General features: G+C 72.2%; 9 protein-coding genes. 4 read left to right on the plus strand and 5 right to left on the minus strand.

Features of this window, described 5'->3' with window-relative positions; all coding sequences use genetic code 11:
* Positions 1-23 precede the first annotated feature (23 nt).
* The 5 genes from ACTWJ9_RS30335 to ACTWJ9_RS30355 all read right to left on the minus strand — a co-directional run bounded on the left by ACTWJ9_RS30335 (position 24) and on the right by ACTWJ9_RS30355 (position 6,441).
* Positions 24-587 (minus strand): lipocalin-like domain-containing protein, encoded by a 564-nt coding sequence (locus ACTWJ9_RS30335; RefSeq protein WP_387040795.1) that lies wholly within the window; start codon positions 585-587, stop codon positions 24-26.
* Between the two features lie 96 nt (positions 588-683).
* Positions 684-2,027 carry an MFS transporter gene (locus ACTWJ9_RS30340; RefSeq protein WP_388708889.1) on the minus strand — a complete coding sequence of 448 codons (1,344 nt, stop codon included), beginning with the start codon at positions 2,025-2,027 and terminating at the stop codon, positions 684-686.
* An 843-nt stretch (positions 2,028-2,870) separates the two neighbouring features.
* Positions 2,871-3,671, minus strand: a complete 801-nt coding sequence (locus tag ACTWJ9_RS30345) for an SDR family NAD(P)-dependent oxidoreductase (RefSeq protein ID WP_016828300.1) — start codon at positions 3,669-3,671, stop codon at positions 2,871-2,873.
* Between the two features lie 95 nt (positions 3,672-3,766).
* Positions 3,767-4,948: an aromatic ring-hydroxylating oxygenase subunit alpha gene (locus tag ACTWJ9_RS30350; RefSeq protein ID WP_279337477.1), complete on the minus strand. Its 1,182-nt coding sequence runs from the start codon at positions 4,946-4,948 to the stop codon at positions 3,767-3,769.
* Between the two features lie 539 nt (positions 4,949-5,487).
* Complete coding sequence (locus tag ACTWJ9_RS30355) at positions 5,488-6,441, minus strand: GNAT family N-acetyltransferase (RefSeq protein WP_443294979.1); 954 nt, start codon at positions 6,439-6,441, stop codon at positions 5,488-5,490.
* 481 nt (positions 6,442-6,922) lie between these two features.
* Between ACTWJ9_RS30355 and ACTWJ9_RS30360 the strand changes: the two genes are divergently transcribed.
* The 4 genes from ACTWJ9_RS30360 (at position 6,923) to ACTWJ9_RS30375 (ending at position 11,036) form a co-directional block, all read left to right on the plus strand.
* Complete coding sequence (locus tag ACTWJ9_RS30360; protein WP_279337479.1) at positions 6,923-7,573, plus strand: TetR family transcriptional regulator; 651 nt, start codon at positions 6,923-6,925, stop codon at positions 7,571-7,573.
* Between the two features lie 359 nt (positions 7,574-7,932).
* Complete coding sequence (locus ACTWJ9_RS30365; protein WP_443294980.1) at positions 7,933-8,268, plus strand: hypothetical protein; 336 nt, start codon at positions 7,933-7,935, stop codon at positions 8,266-8,268.
* A 480-nt stretch (positions 8,269-8,748) separates the two neighbouring features.
* Positions 8,749-10,272 (plus strand): class I adenylate-forming enzyme family protein, encoded by a 1,524-nt coding sequence (locus tag ACTWJ9_RS30370; protein WP_443294981.1) that lies wholly within the window; start codon positions 8,749-8,751, stop codon positions 10,270-10,272.
* A 23-nt stretch (positions 10,273-10,295) separates the two neighbouring features.
* Positions 10,296-11,036, plus strand: a complete 741-nt coding sequence (locus ACTWJ9_RS30375; RefSeq protein WP_279337483.1) for an SDR family NAD(P)-dependent oxidoreductase — start codon at positions 10,296-10,298, stop codon at positions 11,034-11,036.
* The last annotated feature ends 107 nt before the right edge of the window (positions 11,037-11,143 follow it).

The raw sequence follows: 11,143 nt of genomic DNA on the forward strand, positions 1-11,143 counted from the left end.
TCACCGGGCGCGCCCGGTGACGTTCACGCGGGGTGATCCGGTCGGACGGGGTCGCGGGACCACTCCAGCCGGTCCGTCGTGGTGCCGCCCGTGCGGGTGGGACGCGGTTCGGTGTGCAGCACGAGCCGCGGACCTTCCCACGAGATCCGCCGGGTCAGGACGTCACCGACGTGTTCGACGTACAGCGACATCTCCACGTGGTGCAGGACCAGGTCGCCGCGGAGCGTGTACCGGCCCGCGTAGCCGACGAAGCCCAGGGCGGCCGCGCCCCGCTGCTCGTCGGTGGCCCGGGTGAAGGAGAGGCCGTCGGGCCAGGGGCGGTCGCGACGCATCAGCAGCGCGCTCATCCGCCCGTCGGGCCGGTACTCCAGCCGTCCCAGCGGCCCCGGCCCCAGCGGGTGCCCGACGACCTGTCCGTCGACCAGCCGGGTGTGGTCGACCAGGTTCCAGCCGCCGAGCAGCGAGGCGGCGAGGCCCTGGGCGGTGTGCTCGTCGGGGGCGTCCTCCTCGGGAGCCGGTGCCAAGGGGGAGGGGACGCGGCTGTCGGGCGGCGTCCGCCCGTCGGGGGTGTGTGCGGCAGGGGGCATGACGGTCCGATCGTTCGGCGGCGGACGGCCGCTCCCGGCGGTCGGCGGGTGGCCGACCGCCGGGAGGGCGGAGCTGGGTCGCGCGCGGGACGTGGGTCAGGCGGCGGGGGCGACCTCCTGCGGTTCGGTGGACGGGGCGGTGCGGTCGTGCATGCCGGTCCGCGGCACCAGCACGATCAGCAGCGCGGCCAGCAGCGCCGCCGCGGCGAAGAAGTAGAACACCCACGAGGTACCGAGCGAGGAACCCATGATCAGACCCACCAGGATCGGCCCGAAGACGGCTCCCAGCCGGCCCAGGCCCAGCGAGGCACCCAGAGCGGTGCCGCGCGCCGCGGCCGGGTAGTAGACGCCCACGAACCCGGCGACCGCGGCCTGCGAGGAGGCGCAGAACCCGACCACCAGCACCATGGCGAAGACGACGGCCTGCGGGGGATGCATCGTCAGGGAGGTCACCGCCAGGGCTCCGCACAGGAAGCCGCCCGCGATCACCGGGCGCGATCCCCAGCGGTCGGCGAGGCCGGCCAGGACCAGCATGCCGATCGTGCTGCCCAGGTAGAAGGCGACCAGGAAGGTCAGCGCGGAGCCCAGGTCGTAGCCGGAGGCTCGCAGCAGCTGCGGGATCCAGGTGTTCATGCCGTAGCCCAGCAGCAGACCGCAGAAGCCGATCACCGGGAACAGCAGCGTCGCGACCCGGAACCCGGGGGCGAACATCAGCTTCAGCGAGGAGGACCAGTTCGGCTTCTCCGTCACGGTACCGACCGCCGGCTCCGGAGGCAGCTCGACCCCGTAGCGCTCGGCGAGGGCGCGCGCCTCCTCGTGGCGTCCCCGGCTGCTGAGGAAGGCGAGTGATTCGGGGATCTGCCGGTAGACGATCGCGAACAGTGCCAGTCCGATGGCACCGCCGAGGACGAACAGGGAGACCCAGCCGAAGTTCGGCAGCATGAAGATGGCCAGGAAGGCGACCAGACATCCACCGATGGGGAAGCCGGTCTGGACGACGCCGTTGTAGAACTGCCGCCTCTCCACCGGCACGTACTCCATGGTCAGGGCGATGACCGAGGGCAGGGCACCGCCGAAGCCCAGGCCCGCGAGCAGGCGGAACAGTCCGAAGACCTCCACGCTCGGGGCCACCGCGCACAGCAGGGTGAACACGCTGAAGCTCGCGACGCAGGCGAGCACGGTCGGGCGCCGTCCGATGAGGTCGGAGACGTAGCCGGACAGCAGGGCGCCCACCATCATCCCGATCAGGGAGAGGCTGCCGATGACACCGGCCGAGGCGAGGGTGATGCCCCACTGCTTGTCCTGGAGCAGCGTCGGCAGCACCGCGCCGTACATGCCGCTGTCCAGTCCGTCGATGAGCGTGATCGCCAGACAGGCGAAGACCACCGACCGGGCACCCGCCGAGATTCTCGGACGCACTGCCGAGCTGGGTCGAGTCAAGGGAAACTCCTTGTCGTGGAGCAGACGTCCGCCGATCCGGGGGTCTGCGGACGGTTCTGGGTGGTGGAGCTCCCCTTCCGCGGGCACCCTCCCGACGGGAGGAGGCGGCGCGGACCCGGTGCCCCGGTGTCCCTCGGAGGCCGCCCCGAGGAAGGGGCGGCCGGGACACGACGGACCGCGTGCGGAGCGCGGCGGACCGTAGGTGTGTCAGGACGGGCCGACGGGCCTCGGCGACGGCACTCGGGGTGGCATCGACGGCGGCCGGTCGGGAGGATGGGGGTGCCGGACGGCTGCGGGCCGAACGGCGGGGGAGAGGAGAGCGTGGCGGAACTCAACGAGGCCGACGGTGCCTCCGGGAGAGGCGGCGGCCGGGAATACTCGGGTGAGACGTGGCCATTTAACTTATGCCCGTAGTTTAAGGTCAAGGGTCGGGCGGGGGGATTTTTCCGCCTCGCGCGATGCGCCCTCCCGGCGGCCGCGGTCGTGTCACGCTCCCGGTGCCCGCGGGGGGCCTCGTCGGGGTGGCGGCGGGAAGCGGGGGAGGGGCCCCGAATCGCATGATGGTGCAGGTCGGGGCGTTCCGCTGTGGAGTGCGCGGTGGACCTCGCGGTGCGCGGACGGGGGCCGGCGGGTCGTCACGGTCAGGCCGGTCCGCCTCCGGGGTCGCGTTGCCGCGGACGGGGTGTCGAACGTACACCCGTAAGGAAGCGCAGAGAATCTACGGAAAGAAGGTTAGTGGTCGTCCGCTCGAAGGCAACGACGAGCGCCGGCCCGGCCGACTCCGGTGCGAGAACCGGAGCGGGGCCGAGCCGGCGTACGGCGACGACGGTGGGGCGCGGGCGCTCAGTGCCCGGACATGCCCCCGTCCACGGCGAGGGTCGTGCCGGTGATGTAGCTGGAGGCCGGGGCCGCCAGGAACACCACGGCCGCGTCGAGCTCCCGCTGGGTGCCGGTGCGGGCCAGCGGGCTGGTCGCGCGCAGGAACTCGTCCAGCGTCTCCGAGGGCATCTCGGCGATCATCTCGGTGGCCACGAACCCGGGTGCGACGGCGTTGACCCGGATGCCGCGGCGCCCGGCCCACTGCTGGGACAGGTCCCTGGTCAGCCCGATGAGGCCGGCCTTGCTCGCGGCGTAGGCGGCCTGCGGCAGCACCGACTTGATCAGGCCCAGCACGCTGGCCACGTTCACGATGCTGGAGCCCGGCCCCATGACCCGCGCACACGACTGGGCCATCCAGTACGCGCCCATCAGGTTGACGTCCAGTACCTGACGGAAGTCCTCGGGCCGCTCGCGCAGCGCGGGCACCGCGGAGGAGACACCGGCGTTGTTGATCAGGATGTCGAGTTTCCCGAAGCGCGCGACGGCCGCCGCCACCGCCTCCTCGCACTGCTCCGGGTCGGTCACGTCGGTGGCGACGACCAGGCACTCGCCGCCGAGCGCCTCGATGCGCTCGGCCGTCTCGCGCAGGCGGTCCGCGCGGCGGGCCGTCAGGACCACCTGTGCGCCGGCCTCGGCCAGGGCGAGGGCGAAGCCCGCGCCCAGCCCCGAACTGGCGCCGGTGACCAGCGCGGTCCTGCCGTCCAGCCGGAACAGGTCCAGCACGCCGTTCTCGGGAAGGGGGCGCTGTGTCGTCGTGCTGCCCATGTGCCGTCCTTGTCTGTCCGGCCCGGACCGGCCCGTGAGCCGGGGTGGGGGAGAAGGGGTGCCGGGAGGTCTCCGGCACGGGGGAGGCGCGGGCGTCAGCTCGCGTCGTCGGCCGCGAGCAGCCGCTGGGTCTCCCGGTGGAAGACCTGGTTGGCGACCTCGTTGCGACCGAACACCATGGGGCCGGCGTCCTGGCTCGCCAGCGCCCGCTGGGAGCCGCGCAGCAGCGGGAAGTCCTCCGCGTGCAGCACGTCCAGCAGGATCTGCCAGTTCCGCTGCCAGCGCTTGTTCCAGGTCTCCTCGTCGTAGGGGGTCTCCTCCAGACGCGGCACGATGACCCGCATCTCCATCCGGCAGCGCCCCGGGTCGACCGGGTCGGGACGGAAGGTCAGCAGCTCGAAGTGGTTGTCGGGCAGGCGCAGCAGGGTGCTGTTGGGCAGCAGCAGGTGCGACTCGGTCACGTGCTTGGCGAGGCTCTGGTCGCCCGGGTCCTCGTCGATCCAGCGGTCGATCGTCTTGCGGGGCGCCAGCCAGCGGCAGTGCCGCCCGTAGTCCTCGAAGGCGTAGACGTTGGTGTGGACGATCTTGCCCGCGGTGTTCGGGTGCGCGTACTGGATGTGGTAGCCGTCCAGGAAGGCGTCCTGCATCAGCTTCCAGTTACACGGCTCGTCGAAGCCCTCGGCACGGAAGGAGACCAGGTTGTCCAGCTTGTACCCGGCCAGGACCTCGTCCATCTCCGGGCCGAGCCAGGCGGCGACGTCGATCTCGGCGCCGACCGAGTCGATCACCCAGATGAAGCCGTGTCGCTCCTCGGCGGGCAGTTCGAGCAGCCCGAACTGGCTGCGGTCGAGGTCGCCGAAGGTGTTGTCGCGGGTGATGGTGCGCAGGGTGCCGTCGGTGTCGTAGGACCAGCGGTGGTAGCCGCAGGAGAACAGGCGGCACTTGCCCGACGCCGCCTCCTCCAGCAGGGCGCCCCGGTGCCGGCACTGGTTGACGAAGGCCTTGATGCCGCCGTCCGGCTGACGCACCACGATGGCGTTGTTGCGCGGGAGCTGCAGGGTGATGAAGTCGTTGGGCTCGGGGATCTCCGAGCTGTGCGCGACGATCGACGGGACCCGCGCGAAGATCAGCTCGCGCTCACGGGCCGCGAGGTCGGCGTCGGTGAACTCCGTCGGGCTGAAGGAGACCGTTCCCTCGAACTGGTCGGTCGTGTCGTTCCGCAGGTGCTCGAGCAGGCGACGAATTCGCTCTTCGCGCTGTGCATCAAATTCCGTCACGTCGTCCTCCTGTACTGTCCGCGTTCCTTGCGCCGCTGCGGTGGCTCGGGACCTCAGAGGCGGATGCGGTCTCGCGACGCGGGATGCGAGACACGCGACGTCGGTTCCCCTTCTGCGTCGACCCCGCCGAGGAGGCACGGGAACGGCGACGAGTGGGGCGTGGGGCGTCTTGTGGGCGAGGTGGGCCCCGGTCCGCGGGCGGTCCGGTGGCGCATGCTCGCCGCCGGACGCACCCGTCTGCGAAAAAGCTCACTTAATCTTATGGCTGTAGGTTTCTGGGGTCAAGTACACGGCGAGGGGCTCTCGGTCGTCGGCCGGGTCGCGGCGCCCTCCCCCGGCCCTGGGCGACGGGTCCGCGAGGTCCGGCCCGGCCGGTGGGCGAAGGGGTGTGCAGGGTGGTCCCGGCGGCGGGTCGATCTGCGCCTGCCCGTGTCGGGGGGAGGCTGCCGGACGCGCCCGGGAGTCCGCGGAAGACGAGAGGCGGGGCCCCTTCCTCCTCGGGGAGCCCCGCCTCGCGTCCGCCGGTGCCGGTGCGCCCGTCAGGCGACCGTGGCAGGTGCGTCGACCGGCACGCTGAAGCACACGTCGGTCTGGTCGTGGTGGAAGCCGACGCTGCGGCAGGCCCGCACCAGCGGCTCGTCCAGCGGGTCCACCGACATCTCCACCTCCCGCGCGCCCGCCTCGGCCAGCCGCTTCAGCGCCGCCGCGAGCAGCGCCCGTGACACCGTGTGCGCCTCGCCCCGGGTCGGCGGCGCCAGCAGGTGCACCGATCCCGGACCGTCCGGCGCCTCCCCGGCCAGGGGGTGCGGGGAGTACGCCACGAAGCCCAGCACCTCCCCCGACGCCTCGACCGCCACCAGCACCTCCGGGCCGACCCGGCCGGCGCCGCGGCCGTCCTTCTCGGCGGCGGCGAGCGCGGCCACCACCGCCGTGTCCGACTCCGGGTGCAGCGGGCGCAGGTCCACCCCGGCGGGCGGTTCCGGCTCCGGCACGCTGCCCGGCCGGTGCATCGGCCGGATGATCCGCCACGCCGCGTCCTCGGGCACCGCGCCGAACCGGCGCGCCATCCGCTCCGCCGCGGGGTGCGAGCCGTGCGCCCAGGCGCGCAGCGACCGGACGCCCTCGCCGGCCCACCGGGCCGCCCCGCCGCGGGCCAGCCCCAGCTCCTCGAACAGCAGGGTCGCGATCCCCAGGGACCGGTACTCGGGGCCCACCACGAACTCGGTGGTGGCGGTGCCGTCGCCCTGCGAGGTGATCCGCAGGAAGGCCACGATCGCCTCCTCCCCGTCCGGCGAGCCGACGGCGCCCACCTCGTCGCTCATCCGGGCGACGAGTTCGGTGACCCGCCCGGGGCGCGCCCCGTCCGTGCCCGCGGCCGGGACCGGCTGCACGGCCGAGAAACCCTGCTCGGCGTCGAAGTCCGCCGCGTCGCGCAACAGACTGACGACCTCCGGGTCGGTGCCGAAGGAGGTGCCCCACTCGTACGTGATCACAGAACGTCCTCGGATGTCGGGTCGTCGCCCCGTGGCGCCGCCCGCGGTGGACGGTGCCGGGTGCCGGAGTTCGGGCGGCCGCGGATGCGGTGCGCGGGCGGCGGGTCCGAAAGGGGCGCTCCCACGCCGGTGCGCGGCGACGACGGTCTCAGCAGCTCATTACCTCCAAGCTATAGGCCGGATGTGGTGCTCACAAGCCCGGGTGTCTCGATGAATCCCTTGTGACGGCAGGCGAGTGTGGTGATCCGACGCCCGGGGAAGAGTGATCTGAAACCTATGGAAAGTCGGTTAATGGGAGGGTGTCCGCCGAGGGGATCGGGCGGTGATCTGTGAGGTGCGGGGGGTGGTGTGCGGCGCCCTGCCGGGTTCGCGCCCGGCGCCCTCTCGGCGCGTCGCCCGGGAGTGGGGTGCGGTGCCGGATCCGTCGGGGCGCCCGCGACGCCGGGTCCCATCCGCCGCCGGGGTGCGGGATACTGCGGCCATGGCCCGACCACTCCAACCTCTGCTCAGCCGCGAAGCGATCGTCGCGGCTACCTTGAAGATCATCGACGTGGAAGGGATCGAGGCGTTCAGCATGCCTCGACTGGCGAAGGTGATGGGAGTCCGAGCGCCCTCGCTGTATCACCACTTCAAGAACAAGACCGAACTCATGACCGAGGTGGCCCGGGCGATCATGGTGGACACGCCCTTCCCGCGCCGTCCCGCCGACGAGAACTGGCCTGACCTCTTCGTCGCCCTCGCCCTGAACTTCCGGCGCTCGATCCTGCGCCACCGCAACGCGGCTCCCATCCTGCTCGAGTACCTGCCGCGCGACGTCCTGATCGCCATGTACGAGAAGGTGGCCCGCTTCCTGGAGAAGGCGGGCGTACCGCAACACCTGCACGTGCTCATCCTGGACGGCATGGAGAAGCTGAGTCTGGGCGCCAGCCTCAGCGAGGCCATGAAGACCCCGGAGAGTCAGGCGCAGATCTTCCCGCACGTCGACGCCGAGGAGGAGCCCACCCTCACCTCGGCCCTCGCCGCCAACGAATGGAGCGCCGAGCAGATCTTCGAACAGACGATCCGGAGCTTCCTGGCCGGCGTCATGCAGCTGGACGCGGCCCCGCGGGCGGAGGCGCCCGCTGGGCATTGAGCCCCCTCCGGGCCCGAGCCCCCGCGCCGGGGAGCGAGGCCCCGCAGGGCGGTGCTCTCCGGCCGGGTGGTGAATCCCCGCCGTACCGCCGCGCCCCCTTCCGTTCGGGAGAGGGGTGCGGCGGCGTTCCGGCCCGGTCGCCACCTGTCGCGTCGCCCCGAACCCCCTGCGTACCGCCTGTCCGCCGAGGTGCGTGGCGGGGTCGGTGGGCGCACTCTCGCGGGTGCTTCCCTCCCGAACCCTTGCCGCCCGTTATCTAAGGGCTTTAGGCTGAGGATGAGTTCACGCCAGGAGCGTCGACTCTGGTTCCGCAGGGGGCGCGACGGCCCCCACGGTCACCGATGGGGAGGCACGTCCAGATGTCCACGCAGTCCCAGGAGTCGCAAGAGTCCCAGGAGTTCCACGAGCTCTACCGGCGGCATGTCCAGTACGTCCTCGACGGGAACGTCGAAGCGTCCTTGGCCGACATGGTGCAGGAGAACATCCCCCAGGTCTTCCGCGGAGTGACCGTCCCCCGCGGGAAGGTCGACTCGCTCCGCGTCGTCGACATCCGGCGCGAGGGCGCCACCTGGGTGGGGGAGACGGTGTACGACACCTCCGACGGTCGGATCGGCCTGCGGTCCGTGTGGGAGTCGCGCGACGGCTCCTGGAAGGCCGTCGCCCTCGAGAACTTCCCCCCGGAGGCCGGGGACTGACCCCGGCGGGCGCCTTCGACGCGGACCGGCGGGCGTCGAAGGGCCGGTGCGGGAGGAGTAAGTCCGCCCGATCGGGAGGACATCCCGCAAAAGCCTTGTCCGCGGTACCTGAAGCCCTTAGATTAAGCGACCACGGTCACACGAAGGATTCCCGCCACCTCGGGGATCGCGGGCCCGGTACGCCGAGCAGCCGGTGACGACCCCGTCCGCCCGTGCTCCGAACCACCGGTGCACGCCGTACCGGGCGGCCCGGCCGGGCACGAGACCGGCCGACGGCCCGCCCGGACCGTCCGCCGGCAGCCGGTGGACAGCAGGCCCCTCGACAAGGCACCCCCCGACCACACGACGTGTGACTCCCTTCATCAGAATTCTTCCGACATGTGCTCGGGTGTATCCGCTGCCGCTCCGCCAAAGGGGGCGACCCGTGGAACGGCTCGAGGTGGCGGAAGCGATCGTGGACAGAGCGCAGGAGGAACAGACGTGAGCGGAACGCTCGTGAGCACCCTGACCTGGTGGGCTCGGAACATTCCCGACCAGCCGGCCATCGATTTCGACGGCGACGTGCTCACCTACCGCCAGCTGGAGAGCTGGGCGGACGGGATCGCCGCCGATCTCGTCGCGGCGGGAGTGGGCCGAGGAGACCGGGTCGCCCTGGTGGGGCAGAACTCCCTGGAGTGGTGCGCGGCCACCCTCGGTGCGCTCAAGCTCGGTGCCGTCGTCGCCCCCTTCAACCACCGCATGGTGGCCCGCGAGCTCGCCGGGCTCCTGGAGGACTGCGAGCCGACCGTCGTCTACGGCGACGACGCGCTGCGCGAGCGCCTGGAGGAGGCCCGCCGGGAGCAGCCCGGGGTCGTCCTCAAGTCCTTCCAGAGCGACGTCCGGTCCCTGCGGGACGGCACCCACGCCCCCGTCGTGCCGCCGGTGTCCGACGTCTCCGAGACGGTCGCGATCGTCTACACCAGCGGCACCACCGGCAAACCCAAAGGCGTCATCTTCACCCACGCCACCATCGCCGGCGAGATGCACGAGTGGTCCCTCATGGAGCCGGTACTGCCCAACGGCCTCAGACCCCTGCTCGTGCTCCCGCTGTTCACCGCGGCCGGCCTCGTGTGGGGACTCTTCCGCACGATCCTGCACGGCGGCACGCTGCTGCTGCAGCCCCGCTTCGACCCGGCCCGGGCCCTGCGTGTGCTGGCCGACCAGAAGGTCACCACGTTCACCGGCCCGCCCATCCTGTTCGAGCAGGTCGCGGCACAGCCCGGCTTCGCGGAGGCCGACCTCACCAGCCTGACCACCGCCCACGTGGGCGGCGCGCGGGTGCCGGTGGACCTGCTCGCCTCCTGGCAGCGCAAGGGCGTCTCGCTGCGCCAGATCTACGGCCAGACCGAGATCGGCGGATCCGCCACCGTGATGCCGCGCGACGAGGCGATGGAGCACCCGGAGAAGTGCGGCTGGGGCGGCGCCTTCACCAGGATCAGGGTCGTCGACCCGGAGGGCGTCGACTGTCCGCCCGGCATCCCCGGCCAGATCCTCCTGCGCGGACCGGGGATGATGCCCGGCTACTGGCGCAACGAGGAAGCCACCCGCACGACCATCGTGGACGGCTGGCTGCACACCGGGGACATGGGCGTCCTCGACGAGCGCGGCTACCTGACCTTCGTCGACCGCATGAAGGACATGATCATCTCGGGTGGGCTGAACATCTCGCCGACCGAGATCGAGAACGTCCTCCAGGAGATGCCCGGCATCGAGGAGGTCGCCGTCATCGCCGTCGAGGACGCCAAGTTCGGCGAGACCCCGGCCGCCCTGATCAAGGCCGACGGTCCGATCGACCCCGCCGACGTGGTGGCCCACTGCAACGAGCGCATGGCCGACTACAAGGTCCCGCGCTACGTCGTCCTCCTCGACGAGGCCCTGCCGCGGATGGCCAGCGGCAAGATCGCCAAGCGCGACCTCAAGGCCACCTACGCCGACCTGCCCCGCACGCACGGCAAGGTGCGCTGACCCGAACACGGAGGCCGTTGCCGATGAAGGCCAGGAAAGTCGCGTTGGTGACCGGCGGCGGGCGGGGCATCGGAGCCGCGGTGTCCCGCAGACTCGCCGCCGACGGCTTCGCGGTCGCGGTCAACTACGCCCACCGCGCCCGCGAGGCGACGGACGTGGTCGAGGAGATCGAGGCCGCGGGCGGCCGGGCGGTGGCGCTGCGGGCCGACGTGTCCGACGCGGACCAGGCGGGCGACCTCGTCGCGCGGACCGCAGAACTCCTCGGACCCGTCGCCGTGCTCGTCAACAACGCGGGAGTCAGCGCGGCCGGCTCGGCGCGTTCCCTGCCGCCCGGACAGTGGGACCGCGTGCTGGGCGTCAACCTCAGCGGCGCCTACTACTGCACGCACGCCGCGCTGCCCGCCATGTACGCGGCCGGCTGGGGACGCGTCCTGTTCTTCGGCAGCCCGAGCGGCGGGCGCGCGCTCACCCCGACGACGGGTGCCTACGCGGCCTCCAAGGCGGGGCTGGTCGCCCTGGCCGGGGTCGTCGCCAAGGAGGTGGCCCGGCGCGGCATCACCGTGAACACCGTGGTGCCCGGTTACGTGGAGACCGACATGGTGCGCGCCGCCGGCGACCGGGCGCGGGAGAGCCTCCAGGACGGCTGGCCGCGGATCCCCGCCGAGGCGGTGGCCTCGGTGGTGTCCTTCCTCGCGGGCGACGGTGCCGCGCACGTCTCCGGCGAGGAGATCGGGGTGTGGGCGGGCGGCCCCGTCCAGTTGTGAGCCCCGGCAGCGGGTGTCGGCGCGACGGACCGTCGGTGCCCGCCCGGGGTCGACCTCCGCCCGGGGCCCTCGCCCCGGGCGGTGCCCTGCCCGTTCGTGGGCCGGGC

Origin of the sequence: Streptomyces sp. GDS52 (assembly GCF_052246875.1) — a bacterium.
Classification (GTDB): Bacteria; Actinomycetota; Actinomycetes; order Streptomycetales; family Streptomycetaceae; genus Streptomyces; species Streptomyces cathayae.